The organism is Bacillus cereus group sp. Bc010, from assembly GCF_027716745.1.
GTDB lineage: Bacteria > Bacillota > Bacilli > Bacillales > Bacillaceae_G > Bacillus_A > Bacillus_A pacificus.
In genome coordinates this window covers 495,974-515,368 of sequence record NZ_JAQFUY010000001.1, presented here as the reverse complement: position 1 = coordinate 515,368, position 19,395 = coordinate 495,974, and the positions used below count along the sequence as shown (strand labels likewise).

Genomic DNA, 19,395 nt, shown 5'->3' with positions numbered 1-19,395 from the left:
ATAGGGCTTTTAAACTGGATAAACAGGATGTTTACGATCCGTAAACACTTGATATTTACTCATATACATTTCGAATCGTCCTTTTAACTCTTCTCTTAAATTGTTCGGATGAACAATACCATCAATGACCATCTCTGATGCTAAATGGTAAATATCAATATCTTTCTTATACTCTTCGCGTTTTTCAGCAATGAAGCTATCACGCTCTTCTTCAGGTAAAGCTGCAATCTTATTTGCATATACAGCATTGACCGCGGCTTCTGGACCCATTACCGCAATAGAAGCTGTTGGTAATGCTAGGCAGCAATCTGGTTCAAAAGCTGGACCTGCCATCGCATATAAACCAGCACCATATGCTTTACGAACAACGATAGAAATTTTCGGTACAGTTGCTTCACTCATTGCGGAAATCATTTTTGCACCGTGACGAATAATACCAGCACGTTCTACTTTTGTACCAATCATAAATCCAGGTACATCTGCAAGGAATAGTAACGGAATATGATATGCATCGCATAAATTAATAAATTTCGCTGCTTTATCAGCTGAATCGTGGAATAATACGCCGCCTTTCATACGCGGTTGATTTGCAATAATACCAACTGGCTTACCATCAATACGTGCTAAACCTGTAATGAGTTCTTGAGCAAATAATTTTTTCACTTCATAGAAAGAACCTTCATCAATAACTCTATTAATAAGATCTTTCATATTGAAAGGAGCATTTTGATTTTCTGGAATGATTTCTTCTAACGTTTTATCGAATTGTTTCGGTTCTTGAGGTGTAACTAATGGAGTCTTTTCTAAGTAGTTGTTTGGAAAATATGAAATGTATTGTCTTGCTTGTGTAATTGCATCTTCTTCTGTCTTACATAAAACATCTCCGCATCCTGATACAGAGCAATGCATACGAGCTCCGCCCATCTCTTCTAACGTTACCTTCTCACCGATAACCATCTCAGCCATACGAGGAGATCCTAAATACATAGATGCATTTCCCTCAACCATCATTACAACGTCACAAAAGGCTGGAATATAAGCACCACCAGCTGCAGAAGGTCCAAATAACAAGCATACTTGAGGAACTTTACCTGATAATTTCACTTGATTATAGAAGATTCTTCCTGCACCGCGGCGCCCTGGGAACATTTCAACTTGATCAGTAATACGTGCTCCAGCAGAGTCAACTAAATAAAATAACGGAACACGTAATTTTTCTGCCGTTTCTTGAATACGTAAAATCTTTTCGACTGTACGTGCACCCCATGATCCAGCCTTTACTGTTGAATCATTCGCCATTACGCATGCTGTACGACCATGTATTTTACCCGTTGCTGTTATAACACCATCAGCGGGTAACCCTGTTTGTTCACAATTTGCAAATAATGCATCTTCTACATATTCACCATTATCAAATAAAAGAGCTAAGCGATCTCGAACGAATAGTTTACCTTTCGCTTTGTTTTGTTCATGATATTTTGGTGCGCCGCCTTGTTTAATCGTTTCAACTCGTTCTTCAAATGTATTCGATTGTTGTTTTTGATCTAACATATTTACTCCCCCTTATACATTGGTGTGCGTTTTTCCTTGAATGCCTGTAATCCTTCTAATCTATCTTTCGTATGGATTACACCTTCATACGCTTGTTTTTCCATTTGTAATCCGGTATGTAAATCAACTTGAATACCGTTTGAAATTGCTTCTTTCGCTAATCGAACAGCAATAGGGCCATTACTAGCAATTTTCTCTGCTATTTCAATTGCTTTTTCTTCAAGTAAATGAGCTGGTACAACAAATTCTACTAGACCATATTCTTTCGCTTCTTTTGCTGAAATACGTCTTCCTGTATAAATTAATTCTTTCGCTCTACCAACACCAATTAATCTTGGCAATCGCTGAGTACCACCCGCTCCTGGTATAATTGCAAGTGTAGTTTCAGTAAGACCAAGACTTGCAGATTCAGCCGCAATTCTAAAATCACAAGCTAAACTTAATTCCGTACCACCACCAAGTGCGATGCCATTTATAGCAGCAATAACTGGCTGTGGTAATTGTTCAACCATTTCCATAGTAGTACGAATCATACTAACAGCATGGCGAACTTGTTCTTCATTCATACCAGCGCGTTCTTTTAAATCAGCACCAGCACAAAACGCTTTTTCACCAGCACCTGTTAGAATAACTACACGAGTATTTGCCTCTTCATTTATTTGAGTTAATATGTTTTGTAACTCTTCTAATAACGCTAAAGATAATGAGTTTGCTTGTCTTTCACGATTTAATGAAATCTTTACAACGTGCGGTGTTACATAATCAACTGAAATATTTTGTAATTGTAGCATCTTCTCACCTACTTATCGTTTTATGTTGAAGCGCTCTATACACATGACTCGGTAATTGGATATTTAATTTACTTTGAATAAATTGACTCGCTCTCAATAACTTCTCTTCATCAATATTCGTTTGGACCCCTAACTTATGGAGCATATGAACTAAGTCATCAGTTGCAACATTGCCCGATGCTCCTGGTGCATATGGACAGCCGCCAAGACCACCACAAGAACTATCAAATGTTGTAATACCATATTCTAAAGACTTTACTACATTCGCAAGAGCCATTCCGTACGTATTATGGAAGTGCATTGCAAACTGTGAAGCATTATATTTCTTTAATAAATGCTCTAATACTCGCTCTACTTGTAACGGATTCGCTACTCCGATTGTGTCACCAAGAGACACTTCATAAATGCCGTATGAAAATAGTTGATCACATAATTCGTCAACTGCTATGACGCTTATATCGCCTTCATAAGGACATCCAAATACAGTAGAAACATAGCCTCTTACTTTTTTCCCTTCGAATAATGCCTGTTTTGTTATATCTTCAATTACAACTAATGCTTCTTGAATTGATTTATTAATATTGCTTTTATTATGAGATTCACTTGCTGATAAAAAAACATTCACCTCATCTACATTTTGCAAAAAAGCTCGCTCCAAACCATTTTGATTTGGAACAAGCGCTGCATATGTAACATTTGGATCCCTTTTCAGCTCAGAAAACACATCATTTGCATCTGCTAATGCAGGGACCCATTTAGGGTGAACGAATGAGGAAACTTCAACGTACGATAATCCAGCCTCTGTAAGTAGTTGAATCCATTTTACTTTATCTTTTGTGCCAACAATCTTTTTTTCATTTTGTAAGCCATCACGTGGCCCGACTTCTTTAATGACAGCAAAATTAGGTAGTTTCAATTCGCTTCCCCCTATATCTCCCTATTCAATTTCTAGTAATACATCTCCTTCATTTACAAAATCGCCTTCTTGCACATTAATTTTCATAACTGTGCCAGCTTCTTCTGAAACGATTGGAATTTCCATTTTCATAGATTCCAAAATGACGACATCCTGTTCTTCCTCTACTGTATCCCCTACTCCTACAACAATCTTCCAAACGTTTCCTGCCATCGATGCATATACTTTCGTCATCATTTTTTCCCCCTTAGTATTGTTAAATCTTATTTTTTAACAAGTTGTTTCGTTACAAAACCTGTTGTATAAATGCCCTCTTTAAACACTTCGTCCTCTAATACTTGAAGTAGCATTGGCGTGTTCGTTTTAATACCTTCTACTTTTAATTCTTCTAATGCATCGTGTAATTTGGAAATTGCTTCTTCACGCGTTTCACCATGAGCAATGACTTTCGCAATCATTGGATCATAGAAAGGTGTAATCGTTACTTGATTCTCCAAAAAGTGATCAATACGTACATTTGTTGGAAGCGTTAAATCTGTAATTTTCCCAGGTGATGGGAAGAAGGTTTTCGGATCTTCTGCATAAATACGTGCCTCGATGGCATGACCACTACGTTTTACATCATTTTGTGTAAACGATAATTTTTCACCATATGCAATTAGAAGTTGTTGTTCTACAAGATCTAAACCAGTAATTTCCTCTGTAACTGGATGCTCTACTTGTAATCTCGTATTCATCTCTAAGAAATAGAAGTTCTTCTGATCATCTACTAGAAACTCAACTGTACCAGCATTTGTATACCCTAGAGCTTTAGCAGCTTGTACAACAACTTCACCCATCGCTTTTCGTGTACCTTCATCTAAAAATGGTGAAGGTGCTTCTTCAATTACTTTCTGATTTCGGCGCTGCACTGAACATTCACGCTCCCATAAATACACTGTGTTACCATGTGTATCTGCTAAAAGCTGAATTTCAATATGATGTGCATCTGCAATATAGCGCTCTAAATACATTTCTCCATTACCGAAGAAGTTTTGTGCTCTCGTTTTGTTACTTTCAAATGCTTTGGTGAGCGTTTGCTCAGTTTCCATCAACTGCATTCCAATGCCTCCGCCTCCTGCGGATGCCTTCAACATTAATGGATAACCAATTTGTTTAGCAATTTCAATTGCTTCTTCAGCAGTTTCAATATTTGTAGTAATACCCGGAACTACTGGCACATCTGCAGCTTGCATCGCAATACGTGATTCGATTTTACTTCCCATCTTCGTAATGATTTCTTCTGATGGACCGATAAATACGATTCCTTCTTCTTTACAACGAACCGGAAAAGATGGATTCTCAGATAATAATCCATACCCCGGATGGATTGCTTCAGCATTTGTCTTCTTAGCTATTTCAATAATTTTTTCAAGGTTTAAATAGCTTTCTTGGACACGCGGCCCACCTACTAAGTAAGCTTCATTTGCCATTTTTACATGCAAGGCATTTTCATCTGCCTCAGAATAAATAGCAACAGTGCGAATGCCAAGTTTTTGACAAGTTTTCATAATACGAACTGCGATTTCCCCGCGATTAGCAATTAATATTTTTTGAAACATAGTGATTCCTCCTTTTTATCTACATCCTAAATGTCTAGCAATTACAAGACGTTGAATTTCAGAAGTTCCTTCACCAATTTCTAATAGTTTTGCATCACGAATATGTCGTTCTACTTCATATTCACGCATATAGCCGTATCCACCGTGAATTTGTACCGCTTGATTGGCAATACGACTAGCAGCCTCAGATGCGAAAAGTTTTGCCATAGCCGCTTCTTTACCGAAAGGTTTATCGTTATCTTTTAACCAAGCTGCTTTATGTACTAAATTACGCGCTAGCTCTACTTCAGTCGCCATATCAGCTAATTTAAATTGAATCGCTTGGAAATTAGAAATTGACTTTCCAAATTGTTGACGTTCTTTCGCATATTGCAGTGCACGTTCAAATGCAGATTGCGCAATACCAACAGCTAATGCTGCGATTGAAATACGTCCTCCATCAAGTGTATATAAGAATTGTTTAAACCCTTTATTTACATCACCAAGTATATTTTCTTTCGGTACACGTACACCATCAAGTACGATTTCACATGTATTAGAAGCACGTACGCCCATCTTATCGTAAGGGCTTGAAATCGTTAACCCTTCACTAGTAGTCGGTACGATAAATGCAGAAATACGTTTTCTACCATTCTCTTCAACACCGTTGACAGCGGTTACAATAATTGTGTTTGCATACTCTGCATTTGTAATCCAACACTTCTCACCACTAATAACATACTCGTCTCCATCTAATATAGCTTTCGTTTGTGTACCGCCTGCATCAGATCCAGCATTCGGCTCAGTTAGTCCGAAAGCACCTAACGTTTTGCCTGATGCCATTGGAACTAAATATTTCTGTTTTTGTTCTTCTGTACCGAAATAATAAATTGGAGAAGCACCTAATGAAATTGTTGCAGCGTAACTTAATCCTGTTCCACCACAAGCACGACCAATTTCTTCAACTGCTAACGCGTACGATACAGTATCGCCACCTGAACCTCCATACTCTTCTGGGAATGGGATACCTAATAATCCTAGTTCGCCCATTTTTTGAAATGTTTCATATGGAAATTCTGCAGTTTTGTCATAATATACAGCTTTCGGTGCGATTTCCTTTTCAGCAAAGTCACGTACCATTTCTTTAATCATTTGTTTTTCGCGAGTTAGAGTAAATTCCATTCCGCTACACACCCCTTATCGAATATTGAGTTTCGACAGCGTGCGAGTTTCTACTACAAACATTACGAATGAAAAGACAAGAATATTAGTTAGATAATTGTTATAATTCTGTCATAATTTAATTTTAAAACAGATTCTGTACTAATGCACAAAAAAATTCCTACATTGTTCTACAACAACATAGGAGTTTTATTGTCGAATTATGTAATTTTTTGTTTAATAATCTCTACCTTTACCTGAATCTGAAATCTCTACTAAAGCTTCAGGATATGGTTCGAAATATGTTTGTCTTAATAAATACTTTTCATCAAATCGAAGAGCCCATGATTTTAAAATTGCAAGTAAGCTACTAAGCGGAATTTTCTTTTCTTTATATTTTTGTATCAAATCTAAAAAATGATCTTTTTCTTGTTTTTTCAGCTTTGTTTTAAAGTATCCAAAAATATGCTCACATACATTTACATTCGATGTATAGCGGGGTGTGCGCATAAATAATTCATATAAAGTCTTCTCATAATTTTCAAATACAACTTCAATCTTTTCATTTTTGTGATTTGCAATAATACGCCCTAATTCCTTTTGTTTTACCTGATTATATGCCATAAATAAATATTTATTATCCGACTGAAACGATACGAGGTCTTTCATATTTTTATTCCGTTTCATCATCTTGTAATATGCGATTGTAAATAACCTTGTAAAGAAATGTTCTCTAATAATAAAATTCGACAATCTACCTTCTTCTTCAATTGGAAGATGCGAAAAATTTTTTATTACTGCTCCGCCAAATAAACCAGGTCCCTTTCCTTTTGCTGGTGCTTTTTCAAAACCAGAATAAATTTTCACATCACGCGTACCACAACTTGGCGAACGATTTTTTAAAATAAAACCATCCACATCTGATATCGTTTGTAAAAATTCATTTGAAAATTGCTCCATTTTTTCAGTGAGGTCTTCTCTTGTAGACGGTTGCATAAGTTTATTCACCCCTTTTTCTTCTACAATGCGTATCGTTTCACGAGGAGTCCCCAATCCAATCTCGACTTCTGGACAAACAGGTATAAATGTAACAAATGGCTGCAAATTTCGTATTGTTACATCGGGAATCATCTCTCCATTATAACGACAAGCATCAAACTCTAAACATTTACTTACAACGATTGTAGGTTTTGCAAATTGTCGCATTTCATTACCTCCTTAATGCTAGTCCGTATAATATAAATTGTACTAAGATTAACATTTTAAGCAAAGTTTGATTCATTTAATTTTATGATACATATATAGCCAATAATATATTAGCAATCATTCAACTCTATTTTCTATAAATGTGGCCTTTATAATGATGGTTTAGAAACTGTGAAACGAATAATACACACATGCTCTGGAGAAATTAATATGTAAGAAAGGAGGGAGCGTTATGAAGAAAAAATTATCATCTATTTTAAGTGTTTTAGCACTATCTATTATGTTTTTAGGTACATCTGTACAAGCTGAATACGATGGAACTAATATGAATAGAGTTAATAAAACTGATATTTCAACTCGAGTTAATGACAATAACTTAGACAGAGTTAATAATGATGTAAGAACTCGAAATGTAAATACAACAAATGATTTAAATGATAATCGTGATAGAAATAATAATTGGGCTTGGCTCGGTTTATTAGGACTAGCAGGATTATTAGGCCTTAGAAGAAGAGACAAAGAAACACGTTAATTTAGAACATTTTTAGTAAACCAGTACTTATTTATCAAAAATATATAATGGATATAAATCGCCTTTTTAAAGGCGATTTATTATTTTTTTAATGGAAAATATGTACTTCACACTGCCACACATTTTTGCCTGCGATTAAATTCGTGGCGTTAATCCGTACAATATGAATTGAATCGTATTTTCAATTTCCGCTTCATCATTCCATTTTTCTTCTGGCAATAATAAAAATCGTGTTAATAATAAACCTAATACAGCTGATAAAGTAAGTCGTAAAACAGTAACTGGGGGCATTTCAATAATTTCCCCTTTTTCTTGAAACTTTTCAATCAACTTTTTAAAATGTGAAAGTAATTCTGTTTCAACTAACTGCTGTATTTCATTTTTCAGTTCCGGCTGAAATGGCACTTCTTGAATTAATATTTTTATCATTGGAAAATGCTTTTTTGCAAATTCAAATCTATTATGAATAACAACTCTTAGAAGCCCTTCATATGATTCATACTCCGATTCAAATATTTCCTTTGCGAATGCTTGCACGAAAAATGGTGCAGCAAACTTCGTTAATGTCGGCATGACAACTGCTAACAATAAATCTTTTTTCGTTTTATAGTAGCGGAAGATTGTTCCTTCCGCTACACCAGCCCGTTTTGCAATTTCACTTGTTGAAGTTGAAGCATAGCCTTTTTCTCCAAACATATCAACAGCCGCCTCTAATATACGCATTTGACGTTCATTTCGTTGGTCTGTATTTGTTGCGGCAATTAATTCTTCCAGCCAATCCTTCTTCATCTATAATGCCCCTTTGTATCATCATTATATTTTTCGATGTTTCTTTAATGCAAACACATTCCCTACTGCAAATAATACTGAGAAAAATAGTAAAACAGTTAAATCTAATGCAATCTCTGTAAATCCTTGATTTCGAATCATCACCTGTCTCATTGCGTCAGCGCCGTATGTGAGCGGAAATAATTTCCCTAACATTTGGAGCCACTTATTCATCGATTCAATTGGAAACAAACCAGAAAAGAATATTTGCGGCACAATGACAAGCGGTATAAACTGAATCATTTGAAATTCATTATTTGCGTATGCTGATAAAAACGTCCCTAAAGTTAGTGCCGTTAAAGAAAGCATACATGTAATAAGTAGGGTTAGCCATATAGAGCCAGCTACATACAAATCTAAAATATAAACTGAAAAACTTACGATTATAATGGATTGTATAAATGCAAAGATTCCAAAACCAATAATATATCCTACAACTATTTCCCATCTTTTAATTGGAGTCGATAATAACCTTTCTAACGTACCGCTTAAACGTTCTCTTACGAAAGACACCCCTGATAAAATAAATACAAAGAAAAATGTAAAGAAACCGATCAATACAGGGCCAAGCCCATCAAACATTGTAAAGTCTTTAGAGCCATGTAAATAATTCACTTCAGGTTTCATTATCGATACATCGTTCTTCTCTGTACTTTTTTGTAATATTTGAAGTACAGCACGATTTTTTGACGAATCACTACCTTCTAATACAATATTCATTTTTCCATTTTCTAAACGAATTACTGCATCTACCTTTTGATTTTCTAGCTCAGACATTGCCTTTTCTTTACTATATTCATAAATTGACGCTTCCTGATTTTTCATCACTTTTACTACCTGAACCGGCATATCAACAACTGCGATATGCGGTACATAGTCTTTTTGTGTAAACACTAGCGATAATAACCAAAGTAATAACATAGGTGCTCCAAACATCATGGCTAACGAACGCTTATCTCGAAAAAATTGGCGAATAATACGAATAATTACACCAGTAACTCTCATGATAGGGCCACCTCTTCCAACAAAAAGATATCTTCAATCCGTCCTGATGATACCAGCTTTTTCAATTCTTCAGGCTCTCCAGTCGCAACTAGCTTTCCTTCTCTAATCAACCCTAGACGCTCACAAAACTCAGCTTCATCCATAATGTGTGTTGTTACAATAATGGTAGTTCCTTTCTTTTTCAAATCATAAAATTTTTCCCAAATCGTTTTTCTAAGAAGTGGATCTATCCCCACTGTTGGCTCATCTAAAATTAATATTTCAGGCTCATGAATGAGTGCTATCGCTAATGATAAACGCTTCTTCATACCTCCCGAAAAATGCTGTACTTGCTTTTTCATATGTTGTGATAATTGAACAAGATCAAAAACCTCTTCAATTCTTTCTTTTTTATGCTTTCCCTTTAATCCATACATTGTTGCCATAAAATCTGCATTTTCATATGCTGATAATTCTTCGTATAATGCATCAGCCTGAGCCATATAACCAATTCTTTTCATCTCATTTAAATTAGGCATGTTCGTGTTGTAAACAAGCACCTCACCTTTAGTCGGCTCATTAATACCAGCAATCAATTTAATAAGTGTCGTTTTCCCTGAACCAGAAGGCCCAACTAAACCAAATATCTCTGCTTTTTCAACTTGTAATGAAAGATTGTGTAAAACTTCTTTTTTTCCAAAACTTTTTGACACGGTTCGTAAAATAATTGCAGGTTGCTGCACGTTTTCTTCCCCCTTTTCAAAATGAGTGAGTACTCACTTTTATTTTACTCTTGCGTAATTATATGTCAAACTTCATTGATTAGTATATATTTTCAATCCACAATATTAAACAATGAAACAGAGTCAACATTAGAATTTCATTTCCTAAAGCCGACTCTGTTTCATTTAAATTATATATTTTATTTTACGTTTTTAAATTCATATATTTTCTAATTCTAGCAACATCTAAAGAATACTCGATAACTAACTGCTGTAACGGTAATATAACTGTATCAGGATATAAATGGGCATATTGTAATGTTTCTGCGTATTTTTCTAACCTTTTTTCTAAATACTTAATTATTTGATCAGGATGACTTACTAATAAACATTTACAATAATAATGTATTTGTTCCTCAATCGCCGTATATTCTTCAATTTCATATTCTTTATGCATGTGTACACCCCTTTAAGTTTTTTCACATGAGTTACTTATCACATTTTTCACTCGACTAATTTTTAAGTTTTTTGATTATTTACACTATAACAAACTCTTCGGGTCAAATTTTGTTACTTTATGTAACGTAGAAAATTTTTAACAAAATTGTAATGTTTACTCCTGCAAAATACAGAAAGCCCCTTTACTCATTTTTGTATAAAAAAAATCGTACAGCTTAATTTAGCTGCACGACTACAAGTTCTGGCCTATTAAAAATTCTTTGCGGAATGATACTATTACCTAATCCTCTACTTACTACCATAGACGTATTTTGTTCTTCATATAAACCAGCTGTATATGTAGGGAATACCCCTTGATTCGGAGCAACTAACCCGCCAATAAATGGCAATCTAACTTGCCCTCCATGAGCATGACCCGATAATACTAAATCTAGTTGCTCATCAGCGTATTCTGTCAAAAATTCAGGCCTATGGGATAGTAATACATCAAATGTATTTGGAGGCATTTCAAATTTCGCTTTTAAAATTGCATCTTTTACAATATTTCCTTCATCACGGTTTCCAGTTACAAACTCCGGATCATCAATACCAAGTAAATTTATTTTTTGCTCTCCTTTTTGAATAGTAACATGTTCATTTCTTAAAACAGTAACATGATGATTCTTTAATTCTTTCTCTAAATTATTATATTTTCCTGACCATTTCTCATGGTTTCCTGTCACAAAATATACAGGATACTCCTTTACAATTTCTCGTATTAATTGCATACTAACTTCTGCATCGTATGATTTACTGTCAATTAAATCACCCGTAATCGCAATAATATCTGGGTCTATGCTTTCAATTTTTTGAATTAACACACCTTGCTTATTGCCAAATTGTTTATTGTGTAAGTCTGAAATTTGTAGAATTTTATACCCTTTAAAAGAGGAGGGTATTTTACTAGAGGTTATTTTAACCTCAGTTATACCTATTAAATTGTTCTGTAAATATAAAAAAGTAATAAAAGCTACTAATATGCCAATAAACAATATGATTCTATTAATATTTCTCTTCATATTCTCTCCTTTTATTTTTATAAAACACTTATTTTATGTTAACAGAATTATATGATACATTTTGGTTTTTATTGAATATAGTACAGTACATGAAATTTCATATCGAATACGTCATATATATTTATTTTACCTTTATCCTCTTAATAATAAAAATACAAAAACGATTCTTTTCATACGAAAAAGAATCGTTTTCTAATTTTATACATCCAATAACATATGGTAAATAATTGAAATAACTAAGAGATTATTATTTAATAGCATCAATTACAACTTCAGCCGCCTCTTTAATTAGTTGATTATCATAGGTAGCTTCTTTCTCATCTTTACTAGATAAAATTGCGATAATAATTGGTGCTCTATTTGGTGGCCAAACGATAGCAATATCATTTCGTGTTCCATAACTTCCCGCTCCTGATTTATCTCCAACTTCCCAGTCAGTTGGTACGCCCGCACGAATAAGCTTGTCTCCAGTTGCATTCCCTTTCATCCAATCTGTAAGTACTTTACGTTTATCATCTGGAAGCGCATTTCCGACCGTAAAATCTTTAAGATTCGTAGCAATTGCTTTCGCTGTACTAGTATCACGAATGTCTCCTGGAATAGCTTCGTTTAACTCTGTTTCAAAGCGATCAGACATAGTAACCCGATCCCCCATCTGTCTAAGCGCTTTTTCATACCCTTTCGGTCCGCCTATTTTATGAAATAAAATGTTTCCTGCAGTATTATCACTATAACGAACTGCAGCCTCTGCAATTTCTCCTAGCGTCATTCCAGGATCTATATGTTTCTCTGTAATAGGTGAATAATCCACTAAGTCTTCTTTCGTAAATTTGATAACTTCATTTAATGTATCAATTGAGTTTTGCTGTAGCAATACTCCTGCCGCTAAAGCTTTGTAAGTTGATGCAAAGGCAAATCTTTCGTTAGGTCGATAAGCAATGGTTTCATTTGTACCAGTATCAATCGCATATACACCTAATTGTGCATCAAATTTCTTCTCAAGTTGAGAGAACTCTTTATGCGTCGCCTGATTTTTATGTTTCACTTTTCCAGTCTTTTCTTTCGCTTCAACTTGCAATGTCTCTCCTTTAAAAACTTCTAAGCTTGTAAGACTTATACCTAATATACCAACGCATATTCCTATTTTTAGCATCCTCTTGTTTTTCAAAATCATCATTCCTTTCAAATTCTTAATACCTCTTTATACGTACACATAATAGACAATCACCGAAACAAATTTGTTCCATAAACTAAAAAATTTATAATTAGTATGAGAGTTATTAACAAAATAAGAAATAGTAGCTATGATCGCCGCTATCTCTTATTTCACATCTCATTTTCCACTTATAAATACCTTTATATAAACAAGGTCTCTTCCCTGAGAAAAGCACTCGAATATTACTAATTTTACTTAGAACTATCTGTACTAGCAGCTTCACCATGTATACGTTTCTGTTTTAAATCAAAGTATGCATCTAAAACTTCCTTTCCAATTATAGAATTAATTCCACTTTTATCATTATGAAGCCACGGAACTACTACTGAGAACGCTACTTCTGGATTATCGTATGGAGCATATCCAACTAACGTTAAGTTGTAGCATTCCATACGTTCTCCTTTTGCATTTCTACCAATTGGATCATCTCCACCATATACAGTTTGAGCTGTTCCTGTCTTTCCTGCTGGTTTATATGGAGCATTTTTGAAATACTTCACGCCAGTTCCATCACCTTCTTGGAATACCCATCTAAAGCCTTCTTTTATCCGATTAATATGTTCTGTCTTCATATCAATTCGATTTAATACGACAGGCTCTATTGAGCGAATAACTTTTCCAACCTCTTCTTTTATTGATTGCTCTCGTATTTCTTGTACAATTTGAGGTTGCATTCTATAACCGCCATTAGCAATTGTTGAAATATATTGTGCTAATTGCAATGGCGTATACGTATCATACTGCCCGATAGAAAAATCTAGTAAAAACCCAGGCTGGCTATCTACTTTTCTAGTTTGTCCAATTATTTCATTCGGTAAATCAATACCCGTAGGAACTCCTAAACCAAATTGCTTAAAATAATAGCGCATCGTATTAAATGCTTCTTGTTTTATATCCAATGAACCATTTGGTACGTAATGAACGCCCGCAATTTTTAAAGCTGTTTGGAACATGTATACATTCGAAGATACTTGTAGAGCTCGTAAATCATTAATATTACCAAATCCGGATACATTCCACGATTTCTTAGCTTGTGTACCTTTAAATTTCATCGGCGCATCATAAAATTGATCTCCTGGTTGTATTGCCCCTGTCTCATATCCAGTTAATAAAGTTGCACCTTTTACAGCTGATCCTAGTTCATACGAAGTTGTCATATTACCTAATGCCAAATCCTCGATTTCCATTTTCCCTTCTTTTTCTACAATCCTTTTGCCTGCCATAGATAAAATCTGTCCGTTATTTGGATTCGTCATAACAACAAAAGCTCGGTCCAATAGTGGCTCTGAACTCTTAAAAGTTCTCAAATTTTTCTCTAAACTTTCTTCCACTTTCTGTTGTAATTCCATATCAATCGTTAATGTTAAACTATTACCACTTTTTCCTTTAGAAATTATTTCTGTGTTTATAATATTTCCTGATTTATCTGTAATATTTTTCACTTCTTCTTTTGTGCCATGTAACACATCTTCATATCGTTGTTCAATGTAACTTTTCCCTACACGATCATTACGGTTATATCCGCGTACTAAATAAGAATCTAAATTTTCTTTTGGCAAACCTTCTTCACTACTCGTAATATTACCTAACACGGAACGAAATAAATCACCATTTACATAATTGCGCTCCCAATCAACCGTTGCATCTACCCCTGGAAAATCCGCAAGATTTTCACTTATCCGCGCATACTCTTCATCTGTTACATCTTTTTTAATAATTTGTGGTGTTAGTTGATAACCTGAACTCATTTTACTTTTAATAGCTAACACCTTTAAATCTTGTTCTGTTAACTCACCCAATTCTACTTCTGTAACGCGACTTCGTCTTAAATCTTCTATTTTTTTATCTAACTCTTTTCCCTCTATTCCCTTTTCTTTAAACTTTTCTATATCTTTTTTCGTAATCATTGTTTCCGCACGCTTCGTATTCAACTGCATCCAAAAATCCTTTTTATCGATATCAGTTAATTTATTTATATCTTGTTCGGGCATTTCAAGTACTTCCGCCAAGTCTTTTGCTGTTTTTAAAATAGCTTCACTCGTAATCCCCTTTACCCTTGTATACGTAATTGTGCGAAGAGGTTTATTATTAACGACTGTTTTCCCTTCTCGATCTAAAATTTGTCCACGTGGAACTGAAATACTAGTTATTGCATTTTGACTGTTTTCCACTTGGTTCCTATAAGCCTCTCCTTCAACGATTTGTACTTTTCCTAGCTGCATAATAATAGCTGAAAATAATAAAAATATGCAAAGGAACATTATATTTAATCGAATATATATATATATGTCTTCTGCTTCTTACCTTTTTGTTCTTTCATAAATCCTCCATTTAATCCTTTCAGAAATTGCTACAAATACCAAAAGCATTCCTTATATATTAGATAACAATAATCGGTTATAAATATCGCCACAATTTTTTGCTTAATGCTTGTAAGCATCTATTTCTTTTCGTTTAGCTACGTAATTAATAACTCTGCCTTCCTGTTCTCTCTCTATTTTTTCCGCTTGTATCAGAAGTGCTAAACTGTATAATGACTCTTATTAAACTTACATATAGGCTTGCTAGTAAATTTTCATGTTAATTATTCCTTTCTTCATGCTGTAATACTTAATAGACAATCTAAATAATAAAGTTGTTCCACATTTACAAAAAAATAATTAACTATAATATGGAATAGGCTAAAAAGGGAGGATTTTATGTTACATACAAAAATAAAAAGATGGAGATTTATAGCGGTTATTTCTATTGTAGGTGTTATTTTAATCATTTTATTAAAAAGCCATTTCGTTTCAATTACTACCGAAACTTCTTCAGCTGAAAGAGGAGAAATACTTGATCAAAATGGTGTAATACTAGCTACAAATAAGAAAGTTAAGTCTTTATATTGCACTTCTAATGAGGACAAGCTATCAAAACAAGATACAGCAAACACATTAGCTTTTTTCAATCAATTTTCAAACGAGTTTCAACATCATATTTCTACAGAGAATATAAAATCTCAATTACAACAATCTTGTAAAAAGCAAACTATGAATGATATACCGTTATACTCTGACATAACTGAGAACGAACTTGCATTCATAAACAAAAACAAACCCAAAAATGTAATAATTAAAGATGAAGTAATACGTTATTATCCTAAACACGAAATTGGTTCACAGGTAATTGGGTATGTAGAACATGACCTTAATTCAAAGTATATGGTTGTTGGAAAAAGCGGGATTGAGTTGCAATATGAAAATGATTTAAAAGGAAAACCAGGTAAAACTCTTATTTTTAAATTGAATAATAAAAAGTTCTTATGGAACATTCAAAAAGTACAAAAAGGAAAAGATGTCCGGCTATCTTTAGACTCTGAGTTGCAGCAAAAAACAGAGGAAGCATTAAGATCTCAAATTAAGAAAACACCTGATGCTAAAGCTGGTTATGCTGTAGTGAGCGATGCAAAAACTGGCGCAATTTTAACTATGGCCAACTCGGCAGTTTTTGACCCAAATATATTACATACACATGTATCAACTAAAATAAATAACATAAAATCACTTTCGCAAAATAAAGCAATTCAAAAATTAAAGTATGGTGAATCTTATGTAAATATGGCTTCTACTATAAAGCCACTTACTATTTTAATTGGATTAAACGAAAAACTTTTTCAACCTGAAGATACTTACTTAGATAAGGGTACTTTTCAGTATGATAATCAAAATAATATTACGAATGCACCTGGAACACCAACAGGTGAGATTACACCGAGGCAGGCTATCATTAATTCATCTAACACATTTATGACAGCAAAAGTAGCTTTGCCCTTATTTAACCAAAATAATGGAAATATAGAAAAAGTGGCACATATATGGACAGATTATTTAATGCAATTCGGCCTACGTTCTAAAACCGGGATTGATTTACCCTTTGAAGAAGACGGACAATATGAATTCCATCCCTCTAATAAGTTTGAAAATGGAATTTCCGCTTTATTAAATGCCTCTTGGGGAGGAAATGAAGTGCATACTCCTCTTCAACTTGCTCAATATGCAGCAACTTTAGCAAGTAAAGGTGATAAATATAAACCACAAATGGCAAGTGCTATTATTGTTCAAGATGGTAAAGAAACAAAAAAGTTTAAACCAATTTTAGAAAGTTCAAATCGTTACCCAATGAACTTTTGGAGTGTCGTACAAGGTGGAATGAGTCAAAATATAGAGGAGATTAAAAAGTTGCCCTTCGACGTCGCTGGTAAAACAGGTATTACAGGTTTTCCGAATGAGCAAGCAAGAATGATCAATCATTCTCTATTCATTGCATATGCTCCTACCGAAGATCCACAAGTTGCCGTTTCTGTCGTTATTCCTGGTAGTAATTCAGAAAAAAACATTGCTGCTCTCGTTACATCAGAAATTTTAGAGTCCTGGAATACTCTTCAAAAAGAGAATAAAAACAAAAAGGAAGGTTCACTTTAATGAACCTTCCTTTTTTACCAAATAGAATCTATATTTATTATTTTCCATTCACCTTCATTATTCTTTTCAAACATAAATGAGTATTTAATGTCAGTTAAAACATACTCTTTTTGTACATATCCAGTATTACCGTTAATTGTCGATATTTTTATATATTCATCCTTCTGCACTTTTTCTGGAATCCAAGCTTTTACCATTTCATTCGATACTTCATATAAAACTTGTGATTCTCGCTTTGGTTCAGCTAAAATTTTCGTTTTATTCCCAGTAACAGTCGCATATATAAAATGAGGTTGCTTTGGTTGGTTATTTTCTGTCAATCCACTTGGTACTTTATATACATGTTTTGTATCATTTGCAAATTCTCCCCCCATTGTAAGTGCGACTTGCAACTCATGAAAAATATCTTCATCAAAATTCAATTCATCCTTCTTATAACTCTTCCCTTTAAATTGAACTTCATCGTTTAACGCTTTATACAATTCATTTTTATTTTTTACATTTGTACTTTGATATAACTCATTCATGAATTGTTTTAATGTTGGATCTTGAGCAGACTCATCTTTTATTTTAGGCTTAATTTGTGTACTACTTTGTACCGGTGATTTATTATCATCAAGCCAAGGTTGTTGAACAATAAAAAATAAAAATGTACAAGCTAAAACCACAACAATTGGCAATACTTTTTTACGAAATCGTCTTGTTTGTTTTAGAGAGCCTCCCTCATTACTTTCATATATAGATTGCTTTATTTTATAAATATATTCTTCTTCGTTTTTACGGTGTTCCATTGGGCCTTTTTTTAATTTTCTATACCAGTCAGGATTTTGTTTATTGTTCATCACTACTACCCTCCCCTATTAATTTTGAAACCTTACTTCTTGCTCTACTTAATCTAGATTTTACAGTTCCAATGGATACTCCTAGTGTTTCAGCCATTTCTTCATAAGATAATTCATATTTTGCATCCAATATTATTATTTCACGGTGCTTTTTAGGTAGTTTTAATACAACTTTCCACACATCATTCATTTCTTCTTGCTTAAAAAATTCTTGTTCTGCCGACACAGTTTGCTTATCGTCACTAAAAAAACCTACTAAAGATATTTTTTTAAAATAAGATGATTTCAAATAGTTTATTGCCGTATTTCTTGTGATTTTTAATATCCACGTTTTAATAGATGACTCCTTTCGAAATGAATTCCAATTTTTAAATACCTTTATAAATACGGCTTGCGTGATATCATCTGATAAGTGTGGATCTTTCGTAATAATAAATGAATAATTCCATACATCTTGCCAATAGTCTTTTATAACATAGTCCAGCTCATCATGATTACACTTTTCAATAAACGTCTGTTCCATTTCCACACCTCAAACTTATTTGAATAAACATAAAACTGCCCTCACTTTTATTATGGTTTCAATATATAGACAAGATACAAGTTTCATTTGTTCCATTGTTTATCTTTTTTTGATAGAAAAATCCTCTTGAGAATGTAAAGGTGTGCAATTACTTTCATAAAATAATCCCCTATACATTCTCTTACATGACAGGCTCCTAAAAAACAAGTAAAGCATACAATGTTAAAAATACACTCATAAAAATTTGATTATTATTTGTGAATTTCATACAACACTCCACTTATATCACATTTTTTCTTAGAGCATGCTTATTTGTGTGCTCTATTTATGTTTTACTAAATAACTGTTTTGTTTAATTTTAAAACTTGTCCATTTCATTTTGTTTTACTCTTCTATTTACTATTTACAATATCAACCTTTCAAAAATGAAGATGAGTTATCAACTTTCTGTAGCCACAGTAAAAAAGCATTCTCGACTAGCAAGAATGCTTTTTCAAAATATATTTGTTCTATATCTCACGCAATTTATACCTTTGAGTTAAGCAAACATATAGTGAATTTAC

Annotated in this window: 17 protein-coding genes and 1 pseudogene; 2 read left to right on the top strand and 16 right to left on the bottom strand. The window is 33.7% G+C overall.

All coding sequences use genetic code 11. The features are described 5' to 3' along the window. Window positions 1–9 precede the first annotated feature (9 nt). From PDQ68_RS02615 to PDQ68_RS02585, 7 genes are all read right to left on the bottom strand, one after another. Entirely contained in the window at window positions 10–1,551 is a 1,542-nt protein-coding gene (locus PDQ68_RS02615; RefSeq protein ID WP_000886752.1) for an acyl-CoA carboxylase subunit beta, read from the bottom strand. Window positions 1,552–1,553: 2 nt separating this feature from the next. Beyond that, window positions 1,554–2,342 carry an enoyl-CoA hydratase gene (locus PDQ68_RS02610; protein ID WP_000939803.1) on the bottom strand — a complete coding sequence of 263 codons (789 nt, stop codon included), beginning with the start codon at window positions 2,340–2,342 and terminating at the stop codon, window positions 1,554–1,556. Between the two features lie 4 nt (window positions 2,343–2,346). Further along, complete coding sequence (mvaB, locus tag PDQ68_RS02605) at window positions 2,347–3,258, bottom strand: hydroxymethylglutaryl-CoA lyase (RefSeq protein WP_016717531.1); 912 nt, start codon at window positions 3,256–3,258, stop codon at window positions 2,347–2,349. A gap of 21 nt (window positions 3,259–3,279) precedes the next feature. After that, the gene (locus PDQ68_RS02600) at window positions 3,280–3,495 is read right to left on the bottom strand and encodes an acetyl-CoA carboxylase biotin carboxyl carrier protein subunit (protein WP_001985297.1); all 216 of its coding nucleotides are present in this window, start codon (window positions 3,493–3,495) and stop codon (window positions 3,280–3,282) included. A 26-nt stretch (window positions 3,496–3,521) separates the two neighbouring features. Then, complete coding sequence (locus tag PDQ68_RS02595; RefSeq protein WP_270786575.1) at window positions 3,522–4,859, bottom strand: acetyl-CoA carboxylase biotin carboxylase subunit; 1,338 nt, start codon at window positions 4,857–4,859, stop codon at window positions 3,522–3,524. A 15-nt stretch (window positions 4,860–4,874) separates the two neighbouring features. Continuing rightward, complete coding sequence (locus tag PDQ68_RS02590; protein ID WP_000397274.1) at window positions 4,875–6,020, bottom strand: acyl-CoA dehydrogenase; 1,146 nt, start codon at window positions 6,018–6,020, stop codon at window positions 4,875–4,877. Window positions 6,021–6,236: 216 nt separating this feature from the next. Continuing rightward, a complete protein-coding gene (locus PDQ68_RS02585) occupies window positions 6,237–7,205 on the bottom strand; it encodes a YbgA family protein (protein WP_061182900.1) in 969 nt (322 codons plus the stop codon). 232 nt (window positions 7,206–7,437) lie between these two features. Between PDQ68_RS02585 and PDQ68_RS02580 the strand changes: the two genes are divergently transcribed. Further along, window positions 7,438–7,737, top strand: coding sequence for a WGxxGxxG family protein (locus PDQ68_RS02580; protein ID WP_016717528.1), 300 nt, complete (start codon window positions 7,438–7,440; stop codon window positions 7,735–7,737). A 135-nt stretch (window positions 7,738–7,872) separates the two neighbouring features. On the opposite strand, the gene PDQ68_RS02575 is transcribed toward PDQ68_RS02580, so the two are convergent. The 7 genes and pseudogenes from PDQ68_RS02575 to PDQ68_RS02545 all read right to left on the bottom strand — a co-directional run bounded on the left by PDQ68_RS02575 (window position 7,873) and on the right by PDQ68_RS02545 (window position 15,324). Next, window positions 7,873–8,526, bottom strand: coding sequence for a TetR/AcrR family transcriptional regulator (locus tag PDQ68_RS02575; protein WP_016717527.1), 654 nt, complete (start codon window positions 8,524–8,526; stop codon window positions 7,873–7,875). 24 nt (window positions 8,527–8,550) lie between these two features. Continuing rightward, entirely contained in the window at window positions 8,551–9,570 is a 1,020-nt protein-coding gene (locus tag PDQ68_RS02570) for an ABC transporter permease (protein WP_001266750.1), read from the bottom strand. After that, window positions 9,567–10,292, bottom strand: coding sequence for an ABC transporter ATP-binding protein (locus PDQ68_RS02565; RefSeq protein WP_061182330.1), 726 nt, complete (start codon window positions 10,290–10,292; stop codon window positions 9,567–9,569). The genes PDQ68_RS02570 and PDQ68_RS02565 overlap by 4 nt, the downstream gene beginning before the upstream one ends. 184 nt (window positions 10,293–10,476) lie before the next feature. Continuing rightward, on the bottom strand, window positions 10,477–10,728 hold the full coding sequence (locus PDQ68_RS02560) for a hypothetical protein (RefSeq protein ID WP_000548621.1): 252 nt from the start codon (window positions 10,726–10,728) through the stop codon (window positions 10,477–10,479). A gap of 217 nt (window positions 10,729–10,945) precedes the next feature. After that, on the bottom strand, window positions 10,946–11,788 hold the full coding sequence (locus PDQ68_RS02555; protein WP_016717525.1) for a metallophosphoesterase: 843 nt from the start codon (window positions 11,786–11,788) through the stop codon (window positions 10,946–10,948). Window positions 11,789–12,035: 247 nt separating this feature from the next. Then, complete coding sequence (bla, locus tag PDQ68_RS02550) at window positions 12,036–12,983, bottom strand: class A beta-lactamase Bla1 (protein ID WP_410973846.1); 948 nt, start codon at window positions 12,981–12,983, stop codon at window positions 12,036–12,038. Window positions 12,984–13,195: 212 nt separating this feature from the next. Beyond that, window positions 13,196–15,324, bottom strand: a pseudogene (locus PDQ68_RS02545) (peptidoglycan D,D-transpeptidase FtsI family protein). Window positions 15,325–15,703: 379 nt separating this feature from the next. Between PDQ68_RS02545 and PDQ68_RS02540 the strand changes: the two are divergent. Beyond that, window positions 15,704–17,467, top strand: coding sequence for a peptidoglycan D,D-transpeptidase FtsI family protein (locus PDQ68_RS02540; protein ID WP_062822445.1), 1,764 nt, complete (start codon window positions 15,704–15,706; stop codon window positions 17,465–17,467). A 14-nt stretch (window positions 17,468–17,481) separates the two neighbouring features. Here the strand turns inward: PDQ68_RS02540 and PDQ68_RS02535 are convergent, their stop codons facing one another. After that, window positions 17,482–18,309 (bottom strand): hypothetical protein, encoded by an 828-nt coding sequence (locus PDQ68_RS02535; protein WP_061182465.1) that lies wholly within the window; start codon window positions 18,307–18,309, stop codon window positions 17,482–17,484. Further along, window positions 18,299–18,832 (bottom strand): RNA polymerase sigma factor, encoded by a 534-nt coding sequence (locus PDQ68_RS02530; protein ID WP_061182466.1) that lies wholly within the window; start codon window positions 18,830–18,832, stop codon window positions 18,299–18,301. Before PDQ68_RS02530 ends, PDQ68_RS02535 begins: the two co-directional genes overlap by 11 nt. Between the last annotated feature and the right edge of the window lie 563 nt (window positions 18,833–19,395).

Bases quoted from the DNA above. Each gene is read 5' to 3' on its own strand.
- PDQ68_RS02615 (WP_000886752.1), bottom strand. From the start codon at position 1,551: ATGTTAGATCAAAAACAACAATCGAATACATTTGAAGAACGAGTTGAA.
- PDQ68_RS02610 (WP_000939803.1), bottom strand. From the start codon at position 2,342: ATGCTACAATTACAAAATATTTCAGTTGATTATGTAACACCGCACGTT.
- PDQ68_RS02600 (WP_001985297.1), bottom strand. From the start codon at position 3,495: ATGATGACGAAAGTATATGCATCGATGGCAGGAAACGTTTGGAAGATT.
- PDQ68_RS02595 (WP_270786575.1), bottom strand. From the start codon at position 4,859: ATGTTTCAAAAAATATTAATTGCTAATCGCGGGGAAATCGCAGTTCGT.
- PDQ68_RS02590 (WP_000397274.1), bottom strand. From the start codon at position 6,020: ATGGAATTTACTCTAACTCGCGAAAAACAAATGATTAAAGAAATGGTA.
- PDQ68_RS02585 (WP_061182900.1), bottom strand. From the start codon at position 7,205: ATGCGACAATTTGCAAAACCTACAATCGTTGTAAGTAAATGTTTAGAG.
- PDQ68_RS02580 (WP_016717528.1), top strand. From the start codon at position 7,438: ATGAAGAAAAAATTATCATCTATTTTAAGTGTTTTAGCACTATCTATT.
- PDQ68_RS02575 (WP_016717527.1), bottom strand. From the start codon at position 8,526: ATGAAGAAGGATTGGCTGGAAGAATTAATTGCCGCAACAAATACAGAC.
- PDQ68_RS02570 (WP_001266750.1), bottom strand. From the start codon at position 9,570: ATGAGAGTTACTGGTGTAATTATTCGTATTATTCGCCAATTTTTTCGA.
- PDQ68_RS02560 (WP_000548621.1), bottom strand. From the start codon at position 10,728: ATGCATAAAGAATATGAAATTGAAGAATATACGGCGATTGAGGAACAA.
- PDQ68_RS02555 (WP_016717525.1), bottom strand. From the start codon at position 11,788: ATGAAGAGAAATATTAATAGAATCATATTGTTTATTGGCATATTAGTA.
- PDQ68_RS02540 (WP_062822445.1), top strand. From the start codon at position 15,704: ATGTTACATACAAAAATAAAAAGATGGAGATTTATAGCGGTTATTTCT.
- PDQ68_RS02535 (WP_061182465.1), bottom strand. From the start codon at position 18,309: ATGAACAATAAACAAAATCCTGACTGGTATAGAAAATTAAAAAAAGGC.
- PDQ68_RS02530 (WP_061182466.1), bottom strand. From the start codon at position 18,832: ATGGAACAGACGTTTATTGAAAAGTGTAATCATGATGAGCTGGACTAT.